Genomic DNA, 26,896 nt, shown 5'->3' with positions numbered 1-26,896 from the left:
CATCTACATCCACTTTTACACTCTCCTTATATACTGAATTTGCCCTATTTGTGCAGTCTGGGTGAAGGGGGGCATGATGAGCTATCCGCAAGATCCACAGCAGCAGCCCACCTGGGGAGGACCCGACCAGCCCGGCGGCGGTGGGCCGCAGCCTCCGAGGAAGCACACGGGGCGCAAGGTCCTCGGCTTCGGATGCCTCGGCGTCTTGCTGTTGTCTGTTCTCATCGTCATCATCGCTGTCGTCGCAACCAACTCGGACGACTCCGGCAGCAAGAAAGACGTAGTCACCTCCGACGACACCTCCTCGGCCAAACCGAAGGACTCGCCAACCGGGGAAGGGCAGAAGAAGGACCAGCCCGCCAGGAGCCAGGCCGACGTGTTCAAGGAGTGCGTCGCCAAGAAGGGCACCCCGACAGAGAAGGAAGCCGTCAAACACGTTACGAAGATCACCGGCGCGGACAAGCGCAACAACATCCTCGACACAGCCGACGTCTTCACTGACTACACCGGGGGCATCGCGGGTGCGCACGCGTCCGACGGCACGCTGATCGCCGCCGCATTCGCGTCGTGCTACGAATCGGAGAACGGCCTGGTTACCGTCTACGACAAGCACGGCGACATCCTCTCCAACGGCAACTACTGATCCAGTCCTGTCCCGCGAGGCCGCTGGGGCCGCCAGAGTCAGGCCTGCGGACCGCGCCCGTACGCGGCCCGCAGCGCCGCAACCGCCTGCTCATAGGTGTCGGCCTCGGTGTCGATGGTCAGCTGCACACCCTCCCTTGTAGCGGAGCCTCGGTCGCGGCCGGGATGTCCGGCGGGCCCCAGCCCGAGGCGGGCGCGTCGGAAGTCGATGGCGGCAGCCCGTACCTCCCGAGCGCCATCCCACTCCGCCCAGAACTCCTTGTCGGGCAGCCGCCGGTGGCGGATCAGTTCCTCGGCAACATCGGCCACCGTCTCGGGGGCCGCCATCGGGGTGCGCAGCACCGTGATCACGGTATAGAGCAGGACGTCATAGGGATGCAGGTCGGTCAGGGCGTAGTACCAGCCCTGGCGTTCCTCCCAGTCCAGCCGGATCCCGCCGCGGCCGCCGGTGCGGCTGACGTCCCAGGCGAGCGTCATGTGGGTGGTCAGGCCGCGCTCGGGGCCGTGGTGGCTGGCTCGTACGGTGCCCGGCGGGATGCCGCGTGCGGTGAGGGCGTCGTCGACGGCCTTCACGTAGGGCCAGTGCGGCATCCCCTGGGGCTTGCCGCGCGGTCCTGGCGGGTCGAGCAGCACGGGTCTACCTCCAGCGGGAGCAGGTCGGGGGTGGGGGTTATGAGGCGCGGCGGAAGACGGCGGCCGGGCCGATCAGGCGGGGGCCGAACTTGTCGCGCACGCGGTCGACGGCGTTCTCTGTAGCGAGGCGGTTCTCGCGGGTGTCATCGAGGGAGAGCTGCCACGCGACCTGGTCGGCGTCGATGAGGTCTTCGCCCTTCAGGGCGATTCCGGTCAGGCGGCCGCGCTGCAGGCCGGCGGCGTCCATCAGCTGGTAGGCGAGCTGGCGCAGGTCGTCCTCGTGGGCTGACGGGGCGGTCAGGCGGCGGGTCTTCTCCCAGCTGCTGCCGCCGGCGAACTTCAGCGTCAGTGTCAGGGCGCGGGCGGCCTGGCTGCGGCCGCGCAGTCGAGTGCCGAGCCGGACGACAAGATCGAGCAGGGCAGCGCGCACGGCGGCGCCGTCCAGGGTGTGCTCATCGAAGCGGTGGTGCACGCTCGCCGTGGCGGGCAGGGCGCGGGGCACGACGGGGCGGGGGTCGATGCCGCGGGCCCGGTCGGCGGCCAGGCGGCCGGCCTTCCCGCCCAGCAGGCGCTGCACGGTCGCGGGCGGGATAGCGGCGAGCAGGCCCACGCAGTGCACACCGTAGTCCCGCAGCGCCGCCGCCTGCCGCGGGCCGATCCCGTGCAGGGCCTCGACCGGCAGCGGTCCGAGCCAGCCGGTGACGTCCTCGGGGGCGATCGCCAGGACGCCGCCCGGCAGGGGGACTTGTTCGGAGGCGGTCGCGGCGATCGTGATGGAGGGCCCGATGCCGACGCGGACATCGGTGCCCAGACGGGAGACCGTCCGTACCCGCAGCACCTCTCCCAGCCGGCGGGCATCGACGCCGTAGTACGGCAGCGCCCCGCGCAGGTCCACCAGGGCCGCGGTCGGGGGCAATGCCTGCACCACCGGCGACAGCCCGGACAGTTCCTCCAGGACCTGCCGGAAGGTCTCCTCCGGCAGCCGGTCCGCACGGCGCACATGCATCACCACGCCCTGCCCGCCCGCCGTCGCCCGCGTCCTCATCGTGCTCACCTCCCCCACCACGTTATCGAACATAAAATCGAACACGCGAGGGCGCGACCTTGATCCTGAGCCTAAAATCAAAAATGTGTTCGATGATCTGCCGTCCGACCTGGACCGACTGCGCACCCTAGAAGTTACGTGGAATCTGCCCGGTTGATCATGTTGCCCGGCTTCATCCACGAACCTGGAGAACGGCTTGAGCAGTACATCTGCGCTCATGACCAAGTGGCCTGTGCTGGCACGAAACGATCACGCGGCCACTTGGCTGCAGGCGTGGGAGGACCTCGGGCGCGCGCCGCGGACCTTGGACGCGTACGCCCGTGGGCTGGCGGAATATCTGGCGCTGTGCGAGCGGGAGGACGTGGATCCGCTGACCGTGGGCAGGACGCACGTCGCGGTGTTCGTACGCGAGCTGTCTTCCCGGCCTCACCGGCGCGGCGCGAACGTCGTCTCGATCGAGTCGGGGACAGGGCTGGCGAACGCGACGATCCAGCAGCGTCTGGTGCCGGTACGCCTGTTCTACGACTTCCTGGTGGAGGAAGGCCTGCGCGAGTCGAACCCCGTGGGCCGCGGACGCTACACACCTGGCCGACGTAGAACCAGTCAGCAGCGGGGCCTGGTGCCCCGGTTCTCCAAGCTGCCGTGGATCCCGGACGAGCAGCAGTGGCTGGACCTCCTGGGCGTCGCGCGGTGCGAACCGGTGCGCAACCGGGTGATGCTGGCGCTCGCCTACGACGCGGCGCTGCGCCGTGAGGAGCTGTGCTCGCTGCGGACCGATGACCTGGATCCGGCGCACCGGACGGTGCGGGTGCGTGCGGAGACGACGAAGAACCGGCTGGAACGCGTGGTGCCGTATTCCGCGCCCACGGGTGTGCTGCTGGCCGACTACCTCGCGCATCGCGCAACGATCAGCAGGGCGCGAGGGCCGCTGTTCCTGTCGGAGTCCCGACGCAACCACGCTCAACCGCTGAGCCTGTGGACGTGGTCGAAGGTGGTGCGCCGTCTCGCGCTGGCGGCCGGTGTCGAGCGGTTTTCCACCCACACCACCCGCCATCTGTGCCTGACCGATCTGGCGCGGATGGGCTGGGAGTTGCATGCCATCGCGTCGTTCGCCGGGCACCGCCACACCGACACGACCCTGCAGTACATACACCTCTCGGGCCGTGACCTCGCCGAGAAGTTGAAGAGCGGGATGGAGCACATTCACGCCTGGCGAGTCCGGATGCTCGCCGACGCGGACACGGCGCAGGGCCCGGCGGGAGGAACTCCGTCATGACGACCGCTCCCCTGCCCGAGAACACCGTCGGGCCCTGGCGCTCCGAAATCGACCTGCGCCGCTACGACCGTTCGCCGGTGCTGTCCAAGGCAGAGCAGCGCGCCATCCGCGAGCTGGGCCTGCGGGACCTGCGCAGACTGCGCTATCACAACGCGGACGCTCCGCAGTGGACTGCGATCGGGCGTCTCCTGCGTCCCCTGCACGACGTCAACGCCAGCTTCAACACACCACCCACCATGCACCTTCGGCGGGCCATGAACGACGCGACCGCCGTACTGCTCCTGCGGTGTGCAGACTCCGGCCGCACCTACTGGGACTGGACCGAACAGGACTGGCTGAACCTCCTCGGCCGCAACCACAAGGCCTTTCAGAAGCAAGTGCCCGTCTGGGCCGAAGGAGCCGTACGGCCGTTCCTCTGCGGACACGCCTACCACCTGGGAGGCTACGCAGGCTTCAACCAGCTGGGGCACTTCGACCGGCCCGCACTCGCCTGCCGCATCTTCGGGCGCCGCCTGGTCGAAGAGGAGATCAAACACGTTCGTACCGTGCTGACCGGCTGGGGCTACCGATACGGCCAGGAGCACGACAAAGGCACGCCCTCGGTGATGAGCCAGCTCTTCCTCCTCAACCGCAGCCCTCACACCAGCGACCTCACCACCCCGCTCTTCGATCGTGTCCGGCAGGAGAATCTCCTGACCGGCGAGGGCATGAAGGTCCTGTACGCAGTCCAACGGGCCGTTGCCGCCCTCGGCTTCTGCGACCCGCCCACTCTGCGCTCCACGCCTGCGGTGGTCGGCCACGCCGGGGTCCCCCCGGTATGGGCCGAGTGGGTGGAACGGTGGACGGCTACGACGACCATGACGCACCGGTCCCGCTTCAACAGCCGGGCCGCGCTACTGAAGGCCGGACGATGGATTGCCGCGGACCAGCCGCTGATCCTGCCGCATGGAGCCGGCAGACATGCGCGGCCTGGATCGCGGCCGTCGACCGCATGAAGATCGGCGACTATGCCGTGCGCACCAGCAGCCTCCAAGAGCGCCTGGGGCAGCCGCTGCAAGCCGAATCGAAGGCCGGCCTCGTGCGCGCCGTGAGGGTCTTCTTCCGGGACATCCACGACTGGGAGTGGCTGCCCCGCAAGTTCGATCCTCTCCGCGCTCTTGCCCTGCCGCGCAGCATCAACGCCATGATCGGCCCCAACCCACGCGTGATCGCCGACGACATCTGGGCGAAGCTTCTCTGGGCAGGACTCAACCTTGAGGCCGCCGACATCCCCCAGGGCAAAGCGGGCCTCATCTACCCCGTGGAACTGGTCCGAGCAATCACACTGACCTGGCTGTTCTCCGGTCAGCGCAGCAACGAGATCGCGCGCCTGCGCCTCGGATGCATCCGCTGGCAGCACGACGGCGCCCCCGTCGCCGGCAACTCCGCGCAGATCCTGGCCCAGGACGCCGTCTGCCTGCTGGATGTACCCGATCACAAGACCGGAACGGCGTTCACCAAACCGGTTGATCCGCTGCTCGGGCAGGCCATCAACGCCTGGGAGGTGATCCGCCCCCTCCAGCCGAAGCGAGTCGACAAGCGCACAAGAGAGCAGGTCGACTTCCTGTTCTCCTACCGGGCCCGCGCCGTCTCAAGCGGGTACATCAACAGCACCATCATCCCCATGCTCTGCCACAAGGCCAGCGTCCCGGCAGCCGATGTCCGCGGCAGCATCACCAGCCACCGGGCCCGCTCCACCATCGCCAGCCAGCTGTACAACGCCAAGGAGCCCATGACCCTGTTCGAGCTGCAGGCCTGGCTCGGGCACCGTTCGCCAGAGTCCACGCAGCACTACGCGAAGATCAGCCCTAACACGTTGACGAAGGCCTACAAGGACGCCGGGTACTTCGCGCGCAACGTACGCACCATCGAAGTCCTTGTCGACCGCGACGCCGTCACTTCCGGAACGGCCACAACCGGTCAACCGTGGCAGCACTACGACCTGGGCCACGGCTACTGCACGTACACCTTCTTCGAACAATGCCCGCACCGCATGGCCTGCGCTCGCTGCGACTTCTACATCCCAAAAGACTCCAGCAAGGCCCAACTCCTGGAGGCGAAGGACAACCTCCAGCGCATGCGGGCCTCGATCCCGTTGACCGACGAAGAGCAAGCCGCCGTAAACGACGGCCAAGCCGCACTGGACCGGCTCCTGGATCGTCTCGCGGACATCCCCACGCCCTCCGGCCCCACTCCTCGACAGTTGCTGCCGATCATCGAGGTGCGAAGGGACACCGCGGAAGACCGGTGAAACGGTCGCACCTGCGGGAACCGAGCTCTCACAGAGTGCTCTGGTTGACATGGTTAGCCGGGTTTGGGGTCCCCGCTGGCTGATGCGGGGACCTCGGTGACCTCAGTGGTGGAACAACCGGAGCCCGGTGCGGGCAAGAGTCATGTGTTGCTCGCGGCAGGCGTCCTCGACCTCGCTGGAACGGATCGATCCGCCTGGCTCGACGAGCCTGCGCTGGTCGTCAGTCAGCTCGGGTGCGGGTGTGGAGAGTGCTTTGGCCAGTTAGCGATGAGGTCGGCTCGACAGGGTATGCGGCCGCCCATCAATTCGGGAGACTTCGTTTCATTCTCGGGGTCCTGGCCTGTGATCGCGCACGTTTGGGGCCGTGTTCGCCCGTTGGGCAATGTAGATCCAGTCGAAGCCGTCGTACCCCTCGGTGTCGAGATGCTGGGCCCGGTTGAGACCGGCGCGGATCGCCACGCGCTGAGAAGCGAGGTTGGCCGGTCGCACGCGGGCGATCAGCGGGAGGTCGGGCAGGTGGCGGGATGCCCAGGTGACCACCACGGCCGCGGCTTCACCGGCGAAGCCTTGTCCCCAAGCTGAGGTGGCGAAGCGGTAGAAGAGGTTCAGGACCGGGGCTCCGTGCAGTTCCATGGGCTTGATTCCGCAGAATCCGAGCTGCTCGGCGGAGCCGTGGCGCCGGACGACCCAGTACCCGTATCCGTGCTGCTGCCACTGGGCGTCCCAGCGGCGGTAGAGCGCCTCCGCCTCCCCGAACCGGGCGAGTGCGTCGGACGGGTTGTGGGCGCAGGTCTCGGGGTCGCGGTGGACGGCGAGGATCGCGTCGACATCGGCTGGGGTCGGGCGGCTCAGCAGCAGCCGGTCGGTCCGCAACTCCACGGCTGCCGGGCTCCGGTCACTCATGTCGAGACCTCGTCACCGCTGCGGAAGACCCGGTTCAGGTGGTGGTTCAGCACGGTGGTCGCGGACTGGGGGCTGCGCTGGCCGACGAGGATGCCGGTGCCGAGTCCCGCGGACATGGCGAGCAGGCCGGCCGCCTCGGACCGTGCGTCCACACCGGGCTCGAGCAGGGCCGCTTCCTGTGCCTGCCGGAGGAGTCCGGTCAGGGCGTCTTCGGCGGCATCGGGATTCTTGATGAAGGGCTGGTCCGCGAGCGCCCCGTCGGTCATGGCCAGAACCGCGTAGGACGTGTAGAGGTGGTGGAAGGTACGGCTCTCGTCGTCCGTCGGCAGCGCCGCCATCAGAAGGGCCTCGACCATCGCGCGCGGACCAGGGCTGTCCCCGGCGGCCCGTACTCGGGCGGAGACCCGCTGCCCGAATCTCTCCGCCAGCCGCTCGAGCCCGAAGAGCAGCAACTTCTCCTTGGTCTGGAAGTAGTACTGCACCAGGCGCAGTGATACGCCGGCCTCCGCTGCCACATCACGCATCCCCACGGCGTGCAGCCCCCGTCGGTCGGCGATCCGGATGAGCGCCTCGGCGATCTCGGTGCGCCGTTCTGCGTGGTCCACGCGCTTGGGCATCGGACGGTTCTCCGCTCGTCGTTCCTGCTGTGGCCTCGGCGGGCCCCTTTTGATGATACAGCTGTACCAACATCGTGATACGTTCGTATCACGAAACTGGGACGCCGGAGGTGACCATGACCGAGACCGCTGCCCGCACCCGGGCCGATGTCGGCCGTTACGTGAGTGACGCCTGGAGAGAGCGCTACTTCACGGCCTGCGACGAGGTCTACGCACTGGGGGCGCCCGCGCTGTCGGAAGAGGACGTGGAGACGTCGTTCGGCACCACGCACGTCTACCGCTACGGCCCCGTGAACGAGGCCGCCCGATCCCGCATCCCCGTCGTCCTGGTGCACGGGGCGGGCTCCTGCTCCGCCATGTGGTACCCGAACACCCCCGCCCTCAGCGCCGAGCGTCCGGTCTACGCCCTCGACACCCCCGGTGATCCCGGGCGCAGTGTGCAGCGCGAGCCCATCCACCAGCCCGAACACGCGGCGCAGTGGCTGGACGAGACACTCGCGGGGCTCGGGCTCGACCGTGTCCACCTCGTCGGCTCCTCCTACGGCGGGTGGCTCGCCCTGAACCAGGCGCACCGCAAGCCCGGCCGCCTCGCCTCGGTCACCCTGCTCGACCCGGGGGGCCTGGAGAAAGTGGGTCTTCGCTTCTTCGTCTGGATCTTCGCCAGCCTCTTCGCGACCTTCGCGCCCAAGGCGCTGCGCCCGCGGCTGGCGGCCTGGCTGGAACAACCGGCCCTCGTCGTGCCGGCACTGCGCGCGATGAGCAGAACGGCCGTTCGCGCCTACCGCATACGCCGCCCGGCGCCGCTTCCCCTGTCGGAGGAGGAACTGTCCACCGTCCGGACCCCGCTGTATCTGATACTCGGCCGGCGAAGCCTCCTCGTGCACCCGCGAAGGCAGGCGCAGCGGGTGCCGCGCCTGGTCCCCGGCGCCCGAGCCGAGATCATCTCGGACACGGGCCACGGGCCGCAGATCGACCACGCCGAGGAGATCAACCGCAGGATGCTGAACTTCATGGCCTCCGTCGACTGACAACCCTCGCCAGCGGGTCAGGACAGTGCCGAGGGACGGCTCTGGGCCGGTAGCGCCCGAACTACAGGACCGCTCCGCCACCGGGCCGCCCTCGCCTTCAGGCTGCGCCGTGGGCCTTGAGGATGAGTGTCACTGGTACCACGGTAAGGTCCGCCGGCCGTCTCTCGCTGGGAGTACACCGTGGCAACCTCTCTGTACCGGCTGGGCCGACTCGCCTTCCGGCGACGACGGCTCTTCCTCGCGTTGTGGATCGTCGTTCTGGCCGCCGTCGGGGTGGGCGCGGTCAACAGCCCTGGCACCTCGCTGGCTGCTGGTCGTGGCCAACTTCGTGGCGGGCGTGGGCGTTGAACAGGCCGGCGTCGCCTGGTACTCGACCCTCAACGAGCAGATCCCCGAGGACCGCCTGGCCCGCGTCTACGCCTACGCCGACCTCGGCTCCTACCTCGCCTCCCGCTCGCCCAGTTCGCCGCCGGACCCGCCGTACTCCTCCTCGGCCTCCACGCCACCCTCTACGCGGCCGCCGCGCTCATCCTCCTCGCCACCCTCACCATGGTCGCCACACCCTCCATCCGCGCTCTGCCCCCGAGAACCTGACGCGTAAATACTGGGCGTTCGCACCTTGGACGAGTCCTACTCCATCTCCTTGATTCGTCGCGGGAACACCGCCTCGGCGTGCGTGGCGGAACGGCTCGGCTGGCCCCTCTGCGTGAGGACGAGCTCTTCGGGAATCCAGTCACGGTGTACTCGGTGGACAAGCCGACGTCACTGTGAGCTGAGTGAATGCCGACTCAAGCCCCGCCGCAGGGGCCGTCCCCTCCTCGCGCGGCAGAAGATTGACAAACCTGATTCCACAGAATACGGGTGTGGCATGCCCTGTGGCTGAACCGCATCGACGCGAAGATCGCCCTGCTGGAACGCCGCGAGGCAGAAGCCGAACACGGCCGCACGAGCCGGCCACGGCCGCCCCCATGACCACTCCCCCGCCCCCGATCACGGAACCGGACCCGTCGGCGCTGGTCTGCTCCGGTGACAAGGTCGGCCCCTGCACCAGCTGCCAGCGCAAGACCCACCGCTACGGCACCGGCGGCGGCCCGCTGTGCCAGTGGTGCATGGAGCCGGTGAGGGCGGGCTGGGGACCAAACGTGCGCTTCGCCAGCACCCGCTAATGGAGTTCGTCCGGCTGCACGCAGAGAACAAGCAGCTCAAGCACGCGATGGACTGGTCCGGGAGCTCAGCGCTCCCAGACGTTCGGGCCTCCGCCGATCCACTCGATCTGGTCGGAAGCTGCGATGTTGTCTTCGTCTTCGAGCCCCTGCTCCAGGCCGGCCCGCTGGAGAAACACAACTCACGTGCGCACCATATTTCCCTCTTTATGGAGAATTACCGCTACTGAGTCATTGAAACGGAGATGAGGGGACGAACCACTATGGTCAGGCGTACCGGTCGTGCGGGGCTCTGCAATGTTGCCACGGCGCCTGGCACCTCAAGGCCAGAGATGTGCAGAGGCTGAACCGCGGCCACCTCGAGGCCCCGAGGGCGACGCCGCGTGATCATCGACTCCCAGCAGGCCGAGTCATGACTCCGGCACGATCCAGGTCCAGCCCCGCTGCTCGTGGATGCCTTGGGATGCCTTGCCAGACCAGCCAGGCATCGCCGATCTCAAAGAGGGTGGCGACTACTCGTGATGGGGGCCGTTGTACCGACCGTCGGCCACGTCACAGGCAGCCTGGCTGGTGGAGTCCACGGTGGCCATGCGCAGGGGCCGGCCCCGGTGGTACCTCAGCAGCGGGGTGGGACACCACGGTCTCGCTGTCGAGCAGTTCCTCGCGGTACGCGTTGTCGTCCTACTCGGGGGTGCTCCCGCGGAAGACGATCGCCGGTTCCAGCCCAGGGTGCATGTAGGGCGTTGATGCCGGGATAGGTGTGCGCGACGAGCACCACCTGGCGGGACACGACCAACGACACTGCGCTTGGAGGCGTATGCATGTGGCCCTGACCCAAATTTCGGTCAGGGCCACAGTCGTGCTGCCGGGCGCCTTGTGTTGCAAACGCCCTTGACGATGAGGCTTGTCTGCCAGCGCACACGTGGACCCGTGGCGCGGCTGCCTCCCACCCGGAGGCAGCCGCGCCACAGCTCCTGTGGTGGTTACTTCATGTCGAGTGCGTATTCACAGTGCACCTTTTGGCTGTACTTGCGGTTGCCTTGTGTGTAGTTCACGCGGCAACCGCTGAGGTGCTTCTTGATGCGCCCGATAATCTTGATTTTGACCATGAAGTAGTAGTCACCACTGTCCTGGTGGCTGCGTATCACGATGGGTTTACCGGAGTGGTCTGGTATTTTTGTCATGTCCTTGGATCCCTTATCTCCCTCCAGGTTGTCCAAGATATAAGTTTTCGTGTCCTTCATGGAGTAGAGCGGGTATCCCTCGACCCGCGCACCGGACGTAACGTTGTCCAGTCGTACCGAGGTGATCCGGACCGTCATCTTCGAGTTGTTGACGAACAACGGGAAGGCGAATCTCCAGACGCTTCCGATCTTGGCATTGGGAACACCCAGGATCCCGACGGAGGGAGGACCCGCCGCCGCGAGAGCGTGCCCTGCTACAGGCGAGGAGCTCGCCGGACTCGCACAAGAGCCGAGCATGGTGGTGATCACACCCACCAGCATCGATCGGCTAAAACGAGTAAAACGTGCCTGGCTTGCCATAGAGCGTCCCCTTCGCTCCCCAGATATCGTGCTCTCCGATCTGATTTCCGGCCTCGATTTTCTGGGTGTGGGTACCGTTGTACATCGTCTGCGAGGAGATGCCGATGCCGAACACGGTGGCCCCCACGGTGTAGGTCACGGAACGCCCTGACGAAAGGGAAAAGTACGTCCCGCGCTGCACGGTGCCCCGGCGGTTGGCAGCCGAGCTGCGGTAGTTGTAATACCCGTCGGAACTGCTGACGTTCTTGCCGTACTCGCCGACGTAGCCACCAGAGGGGATCTTGTAGCCAAGGGGGCGGATCTCGTATCCGTACGTGGTGGGGCTGTGCAGGCAGGTCACCTTGGTCCGGACGTAGGCGTAGTTGATGGGCACGCGCCACTGCCGGGCGAAGTTCGGGCCCTTGCCTGCATACCCTGTGGAGTGCCCAGTGCTCTTGGTCTCGCTCGCGCTGCCGGTGATAGACCAGTTCTTGCCGTTGACGCTGCTGGCGATACCGATCTGGCTGGACAGGGTGTTGGTGTAGTCGAAGCTCGCCTTGGCATCCCAGTAGGCGTGGGCCTCACCAACGGTGGTGTACTGGATCTGCTTCTTCAGGATGGTTTCGGAGGAGGTGCACACGTTGTCCAGGGGGAGGACGCTGCTGTAGTTGACGCCGTCGGCGGTGTTGGCGGAGTAGGCGCTCGTGTCGCCGGTCGCGGTCTGGTACGTCGGGAGAGCGGCCGTGTCGGCGTCCGGGTCGGCGGAGTCGGTGATCGACTGGGCGAGGCTTGAGGCCGTGGCCGAATCGGCGGGTGCGTCCAACGCCGTGGTGTCGGTGTCGATCTTCAGGGCCTGGGTGTGCGGGGTGTTGTCGGTCTGCACGTCCTGAGAAGCCTGCGTCGTGGACGATCCCTCGGCGACGCCCGCGCTGATGTTGTCAGTCGCCGTCATCAACTTGCCGTCGCTGGTGTAGCCGTTGACGGTGGCAGACAGGTTGAGCACTCCGTTGTTGGCGTCGGCAAGCGTCTGCAGGTTGCTCGGCAGGGGGTCGGGCAGGGTGTATGACCAGCTGCCGTCCGAGGCGGTGGGTGTGGTGCCGGCGACCGGCAGCGTGGTCTCACCACTGGTATCGTCGGTCAGCGCGTCGGACGCTGTCAGGGTTACCGTCAGGTTCGACACCCCCGTCCCTGCACCGTTGGTGAACCTGCCCGACACGGTCGCCGCGCCGGAGGCGGAACTGACCGTCGGGGTCGGGGCGTCGCTGACCGTGGGGCCTGCGGAGACGGCGACGGCCCCGCTCGGCTTCGGGCCCGGGTCGCTGGCCGTCGGGTCGGGGGCCGTGTCCGTCGGGTCCGGTGTGGCCGTGATCTGGCCGGAGGAGAACCACCCCTGGAGGTCGACGATGAGCTGGATTGTGCCGGCGCTGTCGTTGTAGATGGTGACCGCGCCCTGGGTTCCGGGTGCGACGATCATCTGATCTGCGGTGGTGGTGTTCGCCTGGAAGTTGTCGACCGACAGGCCCGGCGGGGTGGTCGGCCCGGTGCCCCAGACCTGCAGGAAGCCGCCGTTCTGCTGGCTGGTCGTGGTCAGGTTGAGCACTGCGGCACCGAAGGTGGTCGGGATGCCGTCATTCCCGCCGACCGCGACGCTGACCGAGCTGTGGGCCGCGACGGCCGTAGAGGTGCGCGTGTCCAGGAGGCGGTCCTGGACGGCCGTGAACTTGCCGCCGCCGGAGGGGGCCTCGGTGAAGTAGCCGTAGATGTCAATGACGACGTTGATGGACTGCGTTGACGACCCGTTCTTCAGCGTGATCTGACCGCCCGTGCCCACGGGGACGACCGTGCCCTGGGAGGTTGTGATGCTCTTGTAGCTCACCGTTGGCTGGCCCGGCGAGGCGCCGGTGGCGTAGGTGTAAAGGCTGCCGGCGGCACCGGGAGACGGGACGGTGATGTTGGCGTAGACCGAGACCTCGTCCGTGACGCCGTCGACGCCGTCGACCTGAACGTCAAGCGTTCCGCCGGGGGCGATCGTCGCCTGCGGCGCACCGGTTCCATCACGAGTGTCGACGATCCGCGCCGGAGTCACCGGGACGTATCCACCGGGCGAGGTGGTGCCGGCAGCGGAGGTGAAGTACCCGTTGACGCTGACGATCACGTCGACGGTGCCACTGGAGTTGTAAACGTCGACCTTCCCGTCCGAACCGACGGCGACAATCGCCGAGTTACTCGTGTCGGCGCCGCTGGAGAAGTTGATGACAGACGCGGGGTAGGGCCGGGTGGTTCCGTCCGGCCACATCTCCAGGTAGCTGCCGGACGAGGTGGCGTTCGCCGCGGTGATGTCCAACGACACGGCCGACACCCCGGAGGCGGGGACACCGCCCTGACCGAGGACCTGGAAGGAAGTGGTGGACGCCGCCCCGAGGGCCGCGCTGACACCGAGGGACGAACGGGTGTCCACGATCTTCGCGGCCGGAGCGACGGGGAAGAAGTCGCCACTCGAAGAAGTGGCAGCGCCCGCATGCGTCAGGCTCCCCAGGCCGAGCCACGCGAGCACCGAGAACAGGACGACGGCCAGCGCCAGAGGTCTGTGTCGACTCCGTAGGGATTGCGACATGTATTAACCCCCCTATGAATTGATGGACTTCATCCATGATGTGGATCATGCCCGAGGTGAAGATCGTAAGGATCATTTACCTAAACGATCAACGACTTTCAACTAAAGGACGCATAAAGCGGGAGGGAGGAACGAGATCTGACCTGCGCAAAAACGCTTGCTTGATCGAGCCCCGACTGATCCCGAGAAACCCAGACGGGTCTCAGTACTCTTTGCTGGCCCCTTCGCGCGATCAGCGAAATGAGAACCGCTCGAAGGGTGCGCGGACGCCTGTCGCACTTGTACTTACCTTGTAGCCACTAGGGTCAGCTGCTCGATGCGTTCACCCGAGCCGCCGCTTGACCACGTCAGCAGTGTGCTGCTGCATCGCTGGAGCAATCGCCGACCCTCGCCGATCCAGTTCGCACCTCCCGGACCGCACCAGCCTCTTGCCGTTCCTTTGCCCACCCGCGTGTTTGGCGTAGTCGCCGCTTCTCGCCGGGTCAGCCACGGAACGTGGTTCGGGGCGGCCGGTCGCGCCTGCCCCGCGAACTGCGCGGAGTTACCCGTCCTCGTGGACGCTGACCTGGTCCATGGCGACGAGGACTGCGGCAGGGCGCGGATCTCGGCGACGCAGCCTGCGAGCCAGACGTTGTCATCGCCCATCAGCTCGCCGTGACGGGCGGTGAACTGCATCTGGTGGCGGGCGATCAGCGCTCCGGTCTGCCCTACTGCCACCAGTGTCAGCGGCACCTCACCGCTGCACCGGATAACGCACCGCCCACAGAGAGGACACGGGGCAGCCCGCTCATGTCACCACCGTCTTCGGCATCCGCGCTACCTCGCCGAACGGCTCCCAGCTGAACCCGCGGGCGAGTTCGTCGCATGCCGGGCACACCCACGCGTGCTCCGGCGGCCGGACCCTTGTGACGGGCAGAGCCAGCGGGGGCCGGGGTGATCTGTCCAGGTGTCCACTAAGCAGCCTGAGTCGGCGCCGCAAGGGAGGGGCTACGGGTAGTCCGGTGCCTTTTGGGTACCTGCGTGCGGAGCCCGCCACCAGCGGGCCTACGCCGGAAGTGGGAGAGAGCATGGGGTTCCGTGAGTCGGGTTTCGCACTGGCTTCCCGGTACTCCGCCCGGATACTGGCGGGCCGATACCGTTTGGACGCGCACATCGGTTCGGGGGGTGCTGCGGACGTCCATCGCGGGTTCGACTTGCGGCTGCGTCGGCCGGTGGCAGTGAAAATGTTCCGGCCGAACACCGGCTTCGACACAGAGGAAGCCTTTCTGAGCGAGGCCATGATCCTGGCCCGCCTGCAGCATCCTGGGCTGGTGACCGCCTACGACGCGGGACGGCACGACGGTGACGCCTATCTGGTCATGCAACTGATCGAAGGCCACACCCTCAAGGCGCGCATCGCCGGGAGCCACCTGTCTCCCGAAGCCACCGCCGCGCTCGGCGCCGGCCTCGCCGATGCCCTGGTCCACGCGCACGCCGCTGGAGTCGTCCACCGTGACGTCAAGCCATCCAATGTCATCCTCGATGCATCCGATCACCCCCATCTCACCGACTTCGGTATATCCCGGCTGCTTGACGCCACCACATGCACCGCCACCGGCACCCTCATCGGCACGGCGGCCTATCTGTCGCCCGAACAGGTCCTGGGCCGGCCCGTCGGACGGCCTGCCGACGTCTACGCCCTGGGTCTGGTGCTTCTTGAATGCCTCACCGGCAGACTCGAATACGACGGTGGCCCCTTGGAAGCCGCGATAGCACGGCTTCACCGCCAGCCCAGCCTCCCGGACTACCTCCCCGCGGAACTCGCCGCCCTGCTGAGCGACATGACCGCACTCGACGAGCAGGCACGCCCGACGGCACAGGACTGCGCCCGGACACTGGCAGATCTGTCCACCGGCACGAACCTGACGTCCCACCGGTCCGCAGCCAGTACCACGGGCACCGCTGCAAGCTGGCGCCCCGCAGGTGGCAGCACCAGCACCCACAGGACGCTGCTGCCCGGCCCGGAGGGGCCCGTTTCCGAAGCGGCTTCCCGGGCCGGTTCCCCACTTGCTCGTCCCCGGAGCTGCGTCCTGATGGCCGGGGCAACTGCCGCACTAGCCGCAGCCATGGCTGCCGCCCTCGCCGTCGCCGACGGTTCCTCGCATCAGAACGCCGAGAGCAAGGCGGCCCCTGCTACCAGCAATCCAGCCGTGACCTCCTCTTCCCCCGGCACCTCAGAAGACGGCAGCGACACCCCTGCGCCACAGCCGTCCATCAGCCACACCATCTCCGCCCCTGTACACAGCGTCAGCCCGTCACCGGGAAACCTGAGCGGGCAATCGGTCACCGACGCGGCGCTGACACCAGGCAGTGCCGCCCCTCGGCAGGACACAATCAACGTCAAGACGAAGCCCGCGAGCGCATCGACCGATCAAGGAAAGAAGAAGGCGTCTACAGGTCAGGGCAACGCACAGAGCGCGAAGAAAGTGACGAAAATGAAGAAGAGGTAGCTGCACCGACACCCAGCAGGGCCGATCAAAGTTCACCGCCAGCCACGACTGGCTGGCGGTCATCCAGCTTCCCTTCTACAGCCCGGACTTGAACCCGGTGGAAGGCGCCCGCTCCCTGTTACGGCGAGGGCCGATGGCCAACCCTGCCTGCACCGACCCCGACCAGCTCACGCGCACCCTCTGCCGAGGCCTCGACCACTCAGCAGACCGACGGCGGGCCCGGGGCCGGGTTTTCCCTTTTTCAGGTCGAAATCGATGGGGGCCGTCATAGCTGATTCCCGAGGCCGTGGCGTGTCCGGGTCTACATGACCACCAGCGGCACCCCTGACGGTCGACGCCTTCACCCCGGCTGAGGTGTGCGGCCCTGGCCGCCAGCGGCGTTCGCCGCGCACTGGTCATGGATGTTCATCTCCTGCGTCACCTTCGGCTTTCTGCGCCTCAAAAGGCATAGGGAAGGCCCAGTCGTGACGCGCGCATGGAAGTAACAGATCTTCAAGAGTGCAGGAGCCCGGGCCAGATGGTCCAGGCCCCTGCCATGCGCCCCGAGCGCTAACCCACTCGACAGCGCGTACACGACCAGGGCCTGGTGACGGCCCTTCAGACCGAGTAGGGAAAACAGTGAGCAGTTTTCAACCTGACGGGAGGTTGGACGGGCGATCCCAGCAGGGGGCATGAAGAAAGCCCCAGGTAGACGGGTTCACGACCAAGATCACCAGTCCGCCAGGAGCTTGCGCGTGCTTGTCTACCCATCCGGCATCGACCTGTCCACCCGCACCCTGCAGCACCTCTCCGGTCTCCTCGCAGGTCACCGCCGTCGAATCGGCTCCCGGTGGCGTCGCCTGACCTGTGGCCGGCAGGCCCTGCTCGTTCTGACCCACCTTCGCTGCGGCGACACCTACGCCCGTCTTGCCGCAGGCTTCCGCGTCGGGATCGCCACGGCCTACCGGTACATACGCGAGGCGGTCGACCTCCTGGCCGCTCTGGCGCCCACGCTGGAACAGGCCATGATGTCCGTGCGGAAGAAGGCGTACGTAATCCTCGACGGCACCGTGCTGCCGATCGACCGCATCGCTGCCGACCAGCCGTACTACTCGGGGAAGAAGAAGCACCACGGGATGAACGTGCAGGTCCTCGCGGATCCAGCCCGCCGTCTGATCTGGGTCTCGGACGCGCTACCTGGAGCCGTGCACGATCTGACTGCGGCCCGGGCCCACGGCAATCCGGCTGCTTTCGCCCCGACGACACATCAAGTGCTGGGCGGACAAGGCGTATCAGGGCGCAGGGCATGCTGTCCGCGTCCCATTCAGGGGCAAGAACCTGCGCGGCTGGTGTCGGCGCCACAACCGCGATCACGCCAAGATCCGCAGCCTGGGCGAACGCGCCATGGCCACCTTCAAATGTTGGAGGCTCCTGCGGAAGCTCCGCTGCAGCACCAACTGAATCACCGACGTGGTGAAGGCCGTCTTCGTGCTTCACTACGCATCAGTGTGAGGTTGGGCATCGCTCAATACGTCAGCCACTCCGTGTCGGGGATCAAGTCCTCGATCCATTCCTGGCCTTGCATGGCCCACTGAGGCGCAAGGAACACTGGGCGGCAGCGGGCGTGGTCACCGTTCTGCTGGCAGCGCAGGACCAGTCCCAGACTGAGGAGATACGGTTCCCCGCGCGGCCCGAAGCGCAGGCCATCGACGTACTCTGGCAGAGTCGGATCCTCAAGCGTTGACGCGGTTTTTTCGAGCCACAGTTCGAGTTCCGAGGGCAGCCGGCCAACCAGAGGAGTGCCGTCGAGGCTGACCTGTGGGCCCCGGCAGGCGTCGACAGCTACTGCAGCCAGTGTCTGGGTCGCTTGGTCGTAGTAGGTGTCGATGCCAACCCTTTCGAAGGGATACCATCGCGCGAACTTCTTGGCGTCCCATGCCGTGATCGGCTCGCCCAGAGCGGCAGAGATTTCCTCCTTGCTCTGACCGAACCGTATGGGCCCAACGGACTTTAATGGGACCCATGTCCACTCAGGACGCTCCCCGTCCCAGAGGAACCTCTCCGCCCACCAGACCAACGAACCCACCCCTGATCGAAACGTGCGTGCAGGAAGCATTCTCGCAAGTCGTGTTGCGGGCAGCACCATGCGCCTGCCGGCGGGGCCCAATCCAAGGAATCCGGAACGGGCCCTGGGCGGCTGTGGTGGCACCGCCTAGCCAAGGGCGCGGGCGAGGATCGAAAGTGCGGCAGCGGCCCGGGCGGCGCCCACTCTGGCGGGTGGCGCCGCATCACCGCGATGGTCCAGGCAGTCCTCGTCCTTCATAGCGCTTCAGCGTGAGTGAGTGTTTTTGATCCCCCGGTTACTCTCGACTTCCTCGTGCTTTGATGGCGACGTGAGTCAGCATGTGGGCTGGTCCGGCTGCCAGCAGATCTCTGGCCACTCCACGCAACGTTCGTTCGTGGTTAACCGGCCACTCTCAACAGTTCCTGGCACCGTATGGTCGCCGAGCGGTCGGTCAGAGCCAGTCCCTTTGGTGTTGCTGGGGCACGGTGGAAGCGGGCACCGACACAGCGACCGAATCTTGTCGATGGCCGACCTGATCACGTCTGCTGGCTGCGCGGCCGCAGCGATCGATGGCCCCTTCCACGGTGAGCGGGTGGCATCACCTCTCACGCCGGCGGAGTACCAGGGCCGGATGGCCGCAGAGGGTCTCGGTCAGGTGCTGGACCGCATGGCTGACGACTGGGTCGCCACGTGCGAGGCTTTGACCGAAGCGGGTATTGCCGACCGAACTCGCCAGGCCTACTTCGGGTTGTCCATGGGGACCCGCTTCGGCCTTGCTGCGGCGCGCGCCCTCGGACCAGTGCTCAAGTGCACCGTGTTCGGGAAGTTCGGTACGCAGTCGATCATCAATCCTGGACTTCACGCTCCGGATCGCGTCTTGAACGATGCCTCTGCCATCACCGCACCAGTCTTCTTCCATCTGCAGTGGGACGACGAAGTGTTTCCACGTTCGGGGCAGCTCCGCTGTTCGACGCCTTCGCGAGCCCGGACAAGGAACTTCATGGCTTCGCGGGCGGACACCGCCGTACTCCGGAACACGCTCCTGCCGTCTGGCACGCGTTCATCAACCGCCACATCGTCTGAGGAGGGGCTCTATGGGTGGGGGAGGCACCGGTGACTGATGACGCCGGTGGGCAGGACTGGTTCAGGCTGTCGGCATAGGCTTCTTCGCCCAACGGGGAGCAGGCTTGTTGCGCGTGAGGCGCCTGGTCATGATGGTGATGAGTGCCCGGTTCAGGTGGGCTTCGGAGTGCTGGGGCAGGCGTTCGTAGTCGCGTGCGTTGCGGCGGGCGTTCATGCACCAGCCGATGGTGCGCTCGACTTTCCAGCGGCGGGGCAGGACGACGAAGCCCTTGGTGCCCTTGGGCCGGGAGACGATGCGCAGGGTGAGCCAGAGGCGTTCGCGGGCCCAGTCGACGTGGTCGCCGGCGTAGCCGCGGTCGGCCCAGACCTGGGTGATCTGCGGTTGGGTGAGGCGAAGGCGCCAGAACACGTCGCGGGCGGCGTCGCGGTCTTGGATGTCGGCGGGCGTCACCGTGATCATCACGGGCAGGCCGAGCGTGTCCACGGTGATATGTCGTTTGCGGCCGTTGATTTTCTTCGCTGCGTCGTAGCCGCGGCTGTTGCGGCCGACGGTGGAGGCGCCTTGACGGACTGGGAGTCGACGATCAGGGTGTGGGGGCTCCTCGTGCGGTGAAGAGAGGAGCCCCCGGCCCGCAACCAGCGGCGGCATGGTGAACTATCGGATGACGAAGGTGCATGCGATCTCGTGCGGCCGCGGCGTCCTGCTCGACCGTCACGGTCGGCGCGCCTGCTTGATACCCCCTCTGTGCGCCGAGTCGTCCATGCGGAGGGATCGCGCTACGCGGCGCTGGCGCAAGTAGACCTTTAGTCGGGAAGCCGCTGTTGCCTGGGCGGTGCCAGGTGCAATCTTTGGCTGTACGGGGCGGAAAGCCGGAGCGGGGCGTAGGCGACAAGACGCGACAACTGTACGTGCTGTCCGCACCACTATCGGCCACTGTCCCGCTTACGCTCGCTGCGGCGCAGTGCGCGACGCTCCTTTCCCGGCAGGGTGGCTGCCAACTCGTCCACCAGGCAGACGTCGTGGCCTGTGCCGTCCCGGCACCACCACACCACTGGCTCCGACGCGTCCGCCCTTGCCCCCGCAGCAGTCGTCAGCGGTCCCTGCGGGACGAACGTGCACTCCGATCTTGTGTTCCCGGCAAACCGGCCACACCTGCCAGAGCAGCTCCATGACGGTCTCCTGCGCCGCTTCCGCGACCAGCGTCAGGGCCGTCATCTCATCATCTGGCTCCGGCAGATCGCCTTCCTCCAGGTTGACCGCGTTCACCGCATTCCCCTGCCAACGGCCGTCCGGCATCGCCACGTAGACCTGACCCCGGTCGATCCCGCTCGGAGAAAGCGGCTGCCAGGACGGGGCAACCATTAGTATCAGCGCGTCCTGACCGGGCAGGGTCGCCATCACATCGCGGTTGACCACAGCGAGTGCGGCCTCGAACTTCGGCCACTCACCAGGCTCGGCCCGCCTGGGCTCCGAGAGATCCAGCCGGTCATGACCAGCACCGATGCGGTCATACGAGAAGGAGTTCACCGAGACATCGTCTCAGCCACGCGGAGTACGGAGTCAGTCCTTGTACCGCGGCAGGTTCTCCGTGGAAACGGGCCAGTCGCCGATCGTGACGTCCTCGCCGTAGACAAAGTCCATGCGGGTGGCGTACGAGGGCCTTCGGGGGTGGGGTGGATGTTGGTGAGGACGGCTCCGGTGGCGGTGCGGGGGTGGAATCGCCATGTCAGCGACGCGCTGTGAACCGCATACAACGACCTGGCGCTCCGCGATCCTCTGTCACTGGGCGGCGATACACTCAACGATTGCGCGATACACCGGGCCCGTGCCAGTCCAGCAGTACTGATCTTTTTCAGGGCCAGGCCCATCACCTTGGCTCGTACCGGCCCGACACCGTGGGTCTAGTCGGCGCCTCACAGCGGGAGTTGTATGCCGAGTTCCTGCATGGCGGCGGAGGGTGGGCCGCCTTCGGAGCGTTCGGTCTTGTAGCCCTTGACGCGGGGTTGGAGGGTGCGGGGGTCGACGGCTTCGGCGGGGGCACTGTTGGCGTAGAGGCCGTCGGGTTCGCTGTCGCGGTCGTGGGGCTGGAGCCAGAAGACGCGGCGGCGGAAGGTACCCGAGGCGCGGGAGGCTTTGGCGTCGGGGCCGAGGATGGCGTAGCCGACCATGCGGCCGGGGCGCCGGTAGGGGGGGCGGCCTTTGCGGGTGGGGAGGCGGTCGATGCTCTGGCGGACGTAGTCGAGGTCGTCGATGTCTTCGAGCCAGACGATGTCGGTCTCGTGGCTGATCTCGTCCGCGTCGATCAGGGAACTCATGTGCCGGCTTCCCTTTCCTCGTCGGTGAGCAGTCCGATGCCGGGGTAGTACTTGCGCTGGTTGGACACCTTCATCTCCTTCGGGGACGCGAGTCCGACCAGTTCGCGGGTGCGGGCGGCGAACGCGCGGGAGGAGATGATCTGAGCGCCTTCATTCTGGCACCAGGTGGTGTAGGCGGCGTAGAGCGTGGTCTGTTCGGCGCGCAGATCGGGGGCGAGGCGGCAGCATTCGTCGTAGAAGCGGCCGGTGTGGTCCTCGGTTTCCGCGTAGGCGGTGGTGGCGATGCGGACGCGTTCGGGGCCGGCGAGGTCGCGGCCGCTGCTGAGGTAGCGGCGGGCGCCGTCGATGAGCCAGCCCAGGATGCCGGGGCCTTCTTCCATGACGAGGAGGTCGGCCAGGTTGTCGATCTTGCGGTCGTCGGGGACGACGCGTTCGAAGGGGATCAGGCGCATGCGGCGCCAGAACGCGAAGCCGCCGGTGCCGACTTCCGGTTTGTGGTTGCCCAGCAGCCAGAGTTTGTGGGTGGGTTCGAAGGAGAAGGGGTCCTGGCGCATGCGGCGGGCCTTGATGCGGTCGCCGCCGGTAAGCAGCTTGACCCGGGCCTCGTCGAACTTGTCGCCGGGTTTGATCTCCGAGCACACGTACACGCGCCGGCCGTGGAGTTCAGCGAGGTCGGTGGGGTGGCCCTCGAACGGCTTGGCCATGAGGAAGCCGGGCGGGGCCGCGTCCGCGTAGTCGCCGAGAAGTTTCATCATGACGTCGAGGAGGACGGACTTGCCGTTCTTGCCGGTGCCCCACAGGAAGGGCAGGATCTGGGCGCCGACGTCGCCGGTGATCGAGTAGCCGAGCAGCAGGTGCAGGTAGTCGATCATTTCCTGGCCTTCGGTGTCGTCGCCGAAGGTGTCGTGCAGGAAACGCAGCCAGCGTGGGACGGGGGTCTGCTGGGGGCCGACGGTGGTGGAGCGGGAGTGGAAGTCCTTGTTGGGGTCGGGGGCGCGCAGGAGTCCGGTGCGCAGGTCGACGATGCCGCGGGGGGTGCACAGGGCGTAGGGGTCGGCGTCCAGGCGGTCGGCTTTGAGGACCATGCCGGGGGCGGAGCGGGCCTGGGTGAGCATGGCGTTCATGCCGGCGGTCGACATGGCCCGGTCGCGGTGCTTGTCGAGGCGTTGCATGGTGAAGCGGCCTCGGGGGTCGTGGTCGGCGATGTTCTCTGCGAGGTCGCCTGCGGCCCACAGCACGGTGTCGTCCTCGTCGAATTGCCAGCGGGTGGTGTCCCACCTGAACCAGCCGATCCTGGGGACGTAGCGGTAGTCGTTGGCGTAGAGCTTGACGAACAGTTTGGCGTTGCCGCGGTCGGTCAGTGTGTCCGGTACGAGGCCGTGGGGAGTCGCTCCCCCGCCGGCGGCGGGGCGTTCGGCTGCGGACTGTGCCGGGAGGGGCAGCGCGAGGCCTTGCGCGCGGATCTGGGCGGCGACGGCCTCGGGGTCGAACTCGAAGAGCGTCTCATTGCTGGGGGAGGTCACGGGCGCCTCCCCGTAACGTGAAGGGGCCGTTGCAGGCCGGCAGAAAGACCGCTGCGAATGATCTGCTCGATGCGCAGGTCCTGCCCGGGGCGGGCCGCGGTTGCGGTGTCCTTGAGCGCCTGCTCAGCCTCTTGGTGGGGGAGACGGCCGGCCGCGATGAGACCGCCGAGGGTGTAGGCGGCCCGGTTGAGGGTGTCCGAGAAGCCGGCGCCCGCGGGGACCTGACCGCAGGCCTCGACGGGGGCCAGGATCGCGGCGAGGGTGCGCTCGGCCGGGCCGCGGCCGCCGCCGGCGGCAAGGACGGCCTGCTGGGCACGCGGTGGGACCGGGCGGGGTGCGGGGATGGTCGGGGCGGGCAAGTGGCCGGTGCGGTCGAGCTCTTGAGCCAGCCACTGGGGCAGGGCGGCCGGCTCGCGGACATCGCCGACCGGGGTGTAGGTGCCGTGCTGGGTGGTGGTGCCGGGAGCGATGATGTAGCTGCCGTGCGCGCGGACGTCGACCTGCCAGGCCAGAGCGCGGCCTGGGCTGGACCCTGCGGAGGACTTCCAGCGGCGGTTGCCCGTGGACCGGTACCACACATGCAGCCCTCCGGACGGGGTGCTGACGCGCAGTGTGGAGGTGTCCTCGGCGGGGCTGGGCTGGCCGCGGAGGGCGGCCAGAACGGCGAGGGTGTGGTAGCCATTGGCCAGGCCTGTCAGGTTGACCTGGTCGCCGATGCGGATGCCTGGCAGGATCCGGTCGCGGGCGGGCGGTTCGCTGGGGTGGGCGTCGATGTCGATGACGACCAGGCCGGCCGGCCCACAGGAGACACCGATGCCGAACTCGGGGTGCCGGCCCCACCATTGCTCGATGCGTTCCTGGTTCAGAGTGGCGGCGTGGAAGCTGTGGCACCAGCGTCCTTCGCCCAGGCAGGGGCAGGAAGCGGGGGCGTGCGCTGCTTCACGGCAGTTGGGGCAGTTCGCGGCGGGGGTCTTGCGGCCCGCGGCCAAGGGGTGCACCGGCCAACCGCGACGAGCGCAGGCCTGCGCGACGGCGAGAGAGCCAGCGACCGGAGGCGAGCGGCGGGCGTCCGTTGAGTCGCTGAGGGAAACCTGCAGGTCAGTAGACATCTGCATCCCCTTTCAGCGACCGAAGCGACTCAACGACGAACACACCCTAGCGAACGGGGCTGGTGTGGTCGTGGAGTACATGCGCAACAACGGTGACGTCGTGTCGATGATGCGACCGACAAAATTGCCCGTCAGCGACCGGAGCAGCAGCCCAGCGACCGGACGGGCTTCAGTCGCTTCCTGGAGCCACCCAAGAAACGTGCAGGTCAGATGGGCAAGAGAACCCAGATAGCGACTGAAGCGACTGAGGCCCACTATTTGTCACGCACACGAGCACTACTGGAGAGCTGGCATATAGCTAGCCCGAGTCGCTTCAGTCGCTTCAACATCAAAGCCAGCTCCTTGACCTGCGCAGATCCCCCACCTGCGTTTCAGCGACCGACGAATCCCCCCGGTCGCTGGCCGTTCAGTCGCTCGCTGCCCAGTCCTCGGAAGCGACTCAAGCGACCGAAGCGACTTACCCCCGAATACACCGTCGTCGTGCCGGTTCGTCGCCCTACAGGCTGGCGAGCGACTGCCGAACCAACTCCTCGCAGGCTCCCTAGGCCGTGTTTGAAATTGAGGCGTCGCGCTGCCTGCGCATGCAGGATCCGATGCGTTTCCCTGTCTTTCCGTTCCTCAGTTGCGGCTGTCGTATGTGTGCCGTGCGGCGGCGATGGCCGATCGGTTCCGGTTAGCCCACGCTGCCAGGGTCTCCAGTGGTTCACGGATCTCATCGATCAAGGGGGTGGTGGCGTACTCCACGCGCGGCGGTGCATCGGGGTGGACGGTCCGGGTGATCAGCCCATTCCGTTCCAGGTTGCGCAGGCTGAGAGTCAGCATGCGTCGGCTGATGCCGTCGATGGCGCGCTCCAGTTCGGTGAACCGGTGTGGACCCTCGCCGAGTACAACCAGCACTTGAGCACTCCACTTGTCCCCGATCAGGGCGAGGACTTCTCTCAGCGGGCAGTCGGGGATCTCCGGTGTGCCGTCCGGGGGCGGCGGTGTGAGCTGGTCTGTTACCTCGGTGTTCCGTTGCGACATGAAAGTGCCTCCTTCCGCAGGGCCTGAGCATGCTTCAGGATGATTGCTGTTACAAGTCGTAACGTTCCTGGTGGCAGGGCTACTTGGCTGTGTCACGGGGGACGATCTGAGGCAGCGGACAAGGAGCAGCGGGTGCCGACGGCGCGCAGCAACCGGTTAAAGATCTGCTACGAAGTCTCCGGGGACGGACCGGTTCTGGTTCTGCATCCGGGAATGTTCCAAACAGGCGCGAGCTGGAGGGATACCGGATACACCTCGAGGCTGCAGGCCGATTACACGGTGGTGGCTGTCGACCCGCTGGGCCTGGGCGCAAGCGACGACCCGCACAATCCCTCCGCCTACGCTCTGGAGCGCCGCGTCGAGTCTGTCACCGCTGTCCTCGACGACATCGGTACCGACCGGGCTGGCATTTGGGGCTATTCGATGGGTGCCTTGACCGCGCTGGGCATGGCCCTACAGGCGCCGGAACGGTGTGCACGGGTCATCGCCGGTTCCTGGGACCCCGTGGACGGCTTCGCCTCCGCCCGCGACTACGTCTTCCGGCAGCTCGGACTGCCCCCTGACACCGACGCGTTCGACATCCTGCGGCAGGGCGCCTACGCCGACCCCGCGCAGGCCGCCGTCATCGACGCAGCCGATCCCGCGGCCCTGCGCGCCAACTACGAGGCGTTCTCCCGTGACCGCGCCCTCGACATCGGTCTGGCATCCACCGATGTCCCCATGCTGATGTATTGCGGCACATCCGACCCCTGGCACGAACCGATGCGCAAGGTTGCCGAACGCACAGGCAGCGGCTTCTTCTCCGTGCCCAGGGCCGACCACCATGGCGGCTGGGCCCGCGCTGCCGACGTCCTGTCCCAGGTTCTGCCCTTCCTGACGGCTGAGAAATGGTGACCCGTGCGGGTAACGGCCATCAAACTGGCCGAGGTGACCTGACGGATGCTCAGTGGGAACGACTCAAGCCGCTGCTGCCGCCGGTATTGACAAAAGGAATGCACCGTGATATGGACTTTGCCGGAACCGATGCTCACCAAGACGGTGTACAGCCCTGTCCTGCCGCCGCTGTCGGCCGGGGAACCCAAGTGGGACGGATTCCGGGCACTGCTTTCCGTCGATGCGGGCCAGGTGGTGCTGCGCTCCAGGCGCGGCACCGAGATGCTTCCGACGTTTCCGGAGGTCGTGGCCGGGGCCGTGCAGCTGCCGGACGCGACCGCGCTGGACCAGGTTATGTGACCTGTAGACGTGTCTCAGCTGGTTGGTGTTTTCACACTCCCCGGACTGGCATCGTCCAACCGCGTCGCCCGCGGCAGGGCAGGAACGGACGCACGGTGGTGTAGCGGTTGGCCGGCTGGCGGCGCATCTCGGTGTCGGCCTCGCCGTCGCCCCCCGGAACCCGTTCGTCCCGCAGCCGCGCGGCAGAAGTGGCGGGGTTCTGTTGTGGGCTCCAGTCGCGGGCTTTGATCGGAACGTCCTGGAGGTATGGCGAGGCGGGGCGCGCGGCAGTGTGATGGGTCGCTGACCTGCGTATTGCTGCCTAGGAAAATTCTTTCCCATTGTCGGTTTCGGCGGCAAGGC

Annotated in this window: 23 protein-coding genes and 3 pseudogenes; 12 read left to right on the top strand and 14 right to left on the bottom strand. The window is 67.0% G+C overall.

Going from position 1 to position 26,896, the window contains the following annotated elements; genetic code table 11:
* The first annotated feature begins 73 nt into the window (after nucleotides 1–73).
* Nucleotides 74–643: a hypothetical protein gene (locus ABZ098_RS36780; RefSeq protein ID WP_356598104.1), complete on the top strand. Its 570-nt coding sequence runs from the start codon at nucleotides 74–76 to the stop codon at nucleotides 641–643.
* A gap of 38 nt (nucleotides 644–681) precedes the next feature.
* Here the strand turns inward: ABZ098_RS36780 and ABZ098_RS36775 are convergent, their stop codons facing one another.
* Nucleotides 682–1,275: a DUF6292 family protein gene (locus ABZ098_RS36775; RefSeq protein WP_356598103.1), complete on the bottom strand. Its 594-nt coding sequence runs from the start codon at nucleotides 1,273–1,275 to the stop codon at nucleotides 682–684.
* A 37-nt stretch (nucleotides 1,276–1,312) separates the two neighbouring features.
* Complete coding sequence (locus ABZ098_RS36770) at nucleotides 1,313–2,320, bottom strand: hypothetical protein (protein ID WP_356598102.1); 1,008 nt, start codon at nucleotides 2,318–2,320, stop codon at nucleotides 1,313–1,315.
* 217 nt (nucleotides 2,321–2,537) lie between these two features.
* On the opposite strand from ABZ098_RS36770, the gene ABZ098_RS36765 reads away from it, so the two are divergent.
* Genes ABZ098_RS36765 through ABZ098_RS36755 form a run of 3 tightly spaced genes read left to right on the top strand, consistent with a single transcriptional unit; the run spans nucleotide 2,538 to nucleotide 5,886 of the window.
* Nucleotides 2,538–3,596: a site-specific integrase gene (locus ABZ098_RS36765; protein ID WP_356598101.1), complete on the top strand. Its 1,059-nt coding sequence runs from the start codon at nucleotides 2,538–2,540 to the stop codon at nucleotides 3,594–3,596.
* Nucleotides 3,593–4,591 carry a hypothetical protein gene (locus ABZ098_RS36760; RefSeq protein WP_356598100.1) on the top strand — a complete coding sequence of 333 codons (999 nt, stop codon included), beginning with the start codon at nucleotides 3,593–3,595 and terminating at the stop codon, nucleotides 4,589–4,591. The genes ABZ098_RS36765 and ABZ098_RS36760 overlap by 4 nt, the downstream gene beginning before the upstream one ends.
* Complete coding sequence (locus ABZ098_RS36755; protein WP_356598099.1) at nucleotides 4,588–5,886, top strand: tyrosine-type recombinase/integrase; 1,299 nt, start codon at nucleotides 4,588–4,590, stop codon at nucleotides 5,884–5,886. Before ABZ098_RS36760 ends, ABZ098_RS36755 begins: the two co-directional genes overlap by 4 nt.
* A 321-nt stretch (nucleotides 5,887–6,207) precedes the next feature.
* On the opposite strand, the gene ABZ098_RS36750 is transcribed toward ABZ098_RS36755, so the two are convergent.
* Nucleotides 6,208–6,789, bottom strand: coding sequence for a GNAT family N-acetyltransferase (locus ABZ098_RS36750; protein WP_356598098.1), 582 nt, complete (start codon nucleotides 6,787–6,789; stop codon nucleotides 6,208–6,210).
* The gene (locus ABZ098_RS36745) at nucleotides 6,786–7,406 is read right to left on the bottom strand and encodes a TetR/AcrR family transcriptional regulator (protein WP_356598097.1); all 621 of its coding nucleotides are present in this window, start codon (nucleotides 7,404–7,406) and stop codon (nucleotides 6,786–6,788) included. Before ABZ098_RS36745 ends, ABZ098_RS36750 begins: the two co-directional genes overlap by 4 nt.
* A gap of 116 nt (nucleotides 7,407–7,522) precedes the next feature.
* Between ABZ098_RS36745 and ABZ098_RS36740 the strand changes: the two genes are divergently transcribed.
* The 3 genes from ABZ098_RS36740 (at nucleotide 7,523) to ABZ098_RS36730 (ending at nucleotide 9,600) form a co-directional block, all read left to right on the top strand.
* The gene (locus ABZ098_RS36740; RefSeq protein WP_356598096.1) at nucleotides 7,523–8,434 is read left to right on the top strand and encodes an alpha/beta fold hydrolase; all 912 of its coding nucleotides are present in this window, start codon (nucleotides 7,523–7,525) and stop codon (nucleotides 8,432–8,434) included.
* Between the two features lie 180 nt (nucleotides 8,435–8,614).
* On the top strand, nucleotides 8,615–8,782 hold the full coding sequence (locus tag ABZ098_RS36735; RefSeq protein ID WP_356598095.1) for a hypothetical protein: 168 nt from the start codon (nucleotides 8,615–8,617) through the stop codon (nucleotides 8,780–8,782).
* 620 nt (nucleotides 8,783–9,402) lie between these two features.
* The gene (locus ABZ098_RS36730; protein ID WP_356598094.1) at nucleotides 9,403–9,600 is read left to right on the top strand and encodes a hypothetical protein; all 198 of its coding nucleotides are present in this window, start codon (nucleotides 9,403–9,405) and stop codon (nucleotides 9,598–9,600) included.
* Nucleotides 9,601–10,580: 980 nt separating this feature from the next.
* On the opposite strand, the gene ABZ098_RS36725 is transcribed toward ABZ098_RS36730, so the two are convergent.
* Both ABZ098_RS36725 and ABZ098_RS36720 read right to left on the bottom strand, forming a co-directional pair.
* Complete coding sequence (locus ABZ098_RS36725) at nucleotides 10,581–11,141, bottom strand: hypothetical protein (protein ID WP_356598093.1); 561 nt, start codon at nucleotides 11,139–11,141, stop codon at nucleotides 10,581–10,583.
* Complete coding sequence (locus ABZ098_RS36720; protein WP_356598092.1) at nucleotides 11,110–13,734, bottom strand: hypothetical protein; 2,625 nt, start codon at nucleotides 13,732–13,734, stop codon at nucleotides 11,110–11,112. Before ABZ098_RS36720 ends, ABZ098_RS36725 begins: the two co-directional genes overlap by 32 nt.
* 1,067 nt (nucleotides 13,735–14,801) lie before the next feature.
* Here ABZ098_RS36720 and ABZ098_RS36715 point away from each other — a divergent pair.
* Both ABZ098_RS36715 and ABZ098_RS36710 read left to right on the top strand, forming a co-directional pair.
* Entirely contained in the window at nucleotides 14,802–16,223 is a 1,422-nt protein-coding gene (locus tag ABZ098_RS36715) for a protein kinase (protein WP_356598091.1), read from the top strand.
* A 671-nt stretch (nucleotides 16,224–16,894) separates the two neighbouring features.
* Nucleotides 16,895–17,663: pseudogene (locus tag ABZ098_RS36710) on the top strand (transposase family protein).
* Nucleotides 17,664–17,727: 64 nt separating this feature from the next.
* Here ABZ098_RS36710 and ABZ098_RS36705 read toward each other — a convergent pair.
* Nucleotides 17,728–18,288 (bottom strand): hypothetical protein, encoded by a 561-nt coding sequence (locus ABZ098_RS36705; RefSeq protein WP_356598090.1) that lies wholly within the window; start codon nucleotides 18,286–18,288, stop codon nucleotides 17,728–17,730.
* Between the two features lie 502 nt (nucleotides 18,289–18,790).
* Between ABZ098_RS36705 and ABZ098_RS36700 the strand changes: the two genes are divergently transcribed.
* Nucleotides 18,791–19,384, top strand: coding sequence for a hypothetical protein (locus ABZ098_RS36700; protein ID WP_356598089.1), 594 nt, complete (start codon nucleotides 18,791–18,793; stop codon nucleotides 19,382–19,384).
* Between the two features lie 30 nt (nucleotides 19,385–19,414).
* Here the strand turns inward: ABZ098_RS36700 and ABZ098_RS36695 are convergent.
* The 7 genes and pseudogenes from ABZ098_RS36695 to ABZ098_RS36665 all read right to left on the bottom strand — a co-directional run.
* Nucleotides 19,415–19,935: pseudogene (locus ABZ098_RS36695) on the bottom strand (transposase); the annotation flags it as partial.
* 358 nt (nucleotides 19,936–20,293) lie between these two features.
* On the bottom strand, nucleotides 20,294–20,878 hold the full coding sequence (locus tag ABZ098_RS36690) for a hypothetical protein (protein ID WP_356598088.1): 585 nt from the start codon (nucleotides 20,876–20,878) through the stop codon (nucleotides 20,294–20,296).
* 33 nt (nucleotides 20,879–20,911) lie between these two features.
* Nucleotides 20,912–21,069: pseudogene (locus ABZ098_RS36685) on the bottom strand (Uma2 family endonuclease); the annotation flags it as partial.
* A gap of 195 nt (nucleotides 21,070–21,264) precedes the next feature.
* Nucleotides 21,265–21,666 carry a DUF6009 family protein gene (locus tag ABZ098_RS36680; protein ID WP_356598087.1) on the bottom strand — a complete coding sequence of 134 codons (402 nt, stop codon included), beginning with the start codon at nucleotides 21,664–21,666 and terminating at the stop codon, nucleotides 21,265–21,267.
* Entirely contained in the window at nucleotides 21,663–23,189 is a 1,527-nt protein-coding gene (locus ABZ098_RS36675; protein WP_356598086.1) for a phage/plasmid primase, P4 family, read from the bottom strand. The genes ABZ098_RS36680 and ABZ098_RS36675 overlap by 4 nt, the downstream gene beginning before the upstream one ends.
* Complete coding sequence (locus ABZ098_RS36670; protein ID WP_356598085.1) at nucleotides 23,186–24,298, bottom strand: bifunctional DNA primase/polymerase; 1,113 nt, start codon at nucleotides 24,296–24,298, stop codon at nucleotides 23,186–23,188. The genes ABZ098_RS36675 and ABZ098_RS36670 overlap by 4 nt, the downstream gene beginning before the upstream one ends.
* A gap of 618 nt (nucleotides 24,299–24,916) precedes the next feature.
* Nucleotides 24,917–25,321: a helix-turn-helix domain-containing protein gene (locus ABZ098_RS36665; RefSeq protein WP_356598084.1), complete on the bottom strand. Its 405-nt coding sequence runs from the start codon at nucleotides 25,319–25,321 to the stop codon at nucleotides 24,917–24,919.
* Between the two features lie 132 nt (nucleotides 25,322–25,453).
* On the opposite strand from ABZ098_RS36665, the gene ABZ098_RS36660 reads away from it, so the two are divergent.
* Both ABZ098_RS36660 and ABZ098_RS36655 read left to right on the top strand, forming a co-directional pair.
* Nucleotides 25,454–26,215 (top strand): alpha/beta hydrolase, encoded by a 762-nt coding sequence (locus ABZ098_RS36660; protein ID WP_356598083.1) that lies wholly within the window; start codon nucleotides 25,454–25,456, stop codon nucleotides 26,213–26,215.
* A gap of 105 nt (nucleotides 26,216–26,320) precedes the next feature.
* Complete coding sequence (locus tag ABZ098_RS36655) at nucleotides 26,321–26,554, top strand: hypothetical protein (RefSeq protein ID WP_356598082.1); 234 nt, start codon at nucleotides 26,321–26,323, stop codon at nucleotides 26,552–26,554.
* Nucleotides 26,555–26,896 lie beyond the last annotated feature (342 nt).

This window comes from Streptomyces sp. NPDC006335 (assembly GCF_040612795.1).
Lineage (GTDB): Bacteria > Actinomycetota > Actinomycetes > Streptomycetales > Streptomycetaceae > Streptomyces.
This window is presented reverse-complemented; position numbering and strand designations above follow the sequence as displayed.

Excerpts from the sequence above, each read along its gene's own strand:
- ABZ098_RS36780 (WP_356598104.1), top strand. The coding sequence starts at position 74 with ATGATGAGCTATCCGCAAGATCCACAGCAGCAGCCCACCTGGGGAGGA.
- ABZ098_RS36730 (WP_356598094.1), top strand. The coding sequence starts at position 9,403 with ATGACCACTCCCCCGCCCCCGATCACGGAACCGGACCCGTCGGCGCTG.
- ABZ098_RS36715 (WP_356598091.1), top strand. The coding sequence starts at position 14,802 with ATGGGGTTCCGTGAGTCGGGTTTCGCACTGGCTTCCCGGTACTCCGCC.
- ABZ098_RS36700 (WP_356598089.1), top strand. The coding sequence starts at position 18,791 with ATGGCCGACCTGATCACGTCTGCTGGCTGCGCGGCCGCAGCGATCGAT.
- ABZ098_RS36725 (WP_356598093.1), bottom strand. The coding sequence starts at position 11,141 with ATGGCAAGCCAGGCACGTTTTACTCGTTTTAGCCGATCGATGCTGGTG.
- ABZ098_RS36680 (WP_356598087.1), bottom strand. The coding sequence starts at position 21,666 with ATGAGTTCCCTGATCGACGCGGACGAGATCAGCCACGAGACCGACATC.
- ABZ098_RS36665 (WP_356598084.1), bottom strand. The coding sequence starts at position 25,321 with ATGTCGCAACGGAACACCGAGGTAACAGACCAGCTCACACCGCCGCCC.
- ABZ098_RS36670 (WP_356598085.1), bottom strand. The coding sequence starts at position 24,298 with ATGTCTACTGACCTGCAGGTTTCCCTCAGCGACTCAACGGACGCCCGC.
- ABZ098_RS36750 (WP_356598098.1), bottom strand. The coding sequence starts at position 6,789 with ATGAGTGACCGGAGCCCGGCAGCCGTGGAGTTGCGGACCGACCGGCTG.
- ABZ098_RS36765 (WP_356598101.1), top strand. The coding sequence starts at position 2,538 with ATGACCAAGTGGCCTGTGCTGGCACGAAACGATCACGCGGCCACTTGG.
- ABZ098_RS36720 (WP_356598092.1), bottom strand. The coding sequence starts at position 13,734 with ATGTCGCAATCCCTACGGAGTCGACACAGACCTCTGGCGCTGGCCGTC.
- ABZ098_RS36755 (WP_356598099.1), top strand. The coding sequence starts at position 4,588 with ATGAAGATCGGCGACTATGCCGTGCGCACCAGCAGCCTCCAAGAGCGC.
- ABZ098_RS36770 (WP_356598102.1), bottom strand. The coding sequence starts at position 2,320 with ATGAGGACGCGGGCGACGGCGGGCGGGCAGGGCGTGGTGATGCATGTG.
- ABZ098_RS36745 (WP_356598097.1), bottom strand. The coding sequence starts at position 7,406 with ATGCCCAAGCGCGTGGACCACGCAGAACGGCGCACCGAGATCGCCGAG.
- ABZ098_RS36760 (WP_356598100.1), top strand. The coding sequence starts at position 3,593 with ATGACGACCGCTCCCCTGCCCGAGAACACCGTCGGGCCCTGGCGCTCC.
- ABZ098_RS36740 (WP_356598096.1), top strand. The coding sequence starts at position 7,523 with ATGACCGAGACCGCTGCCCGCACCCGGGCCGATGTCGGCCGTTACGTG.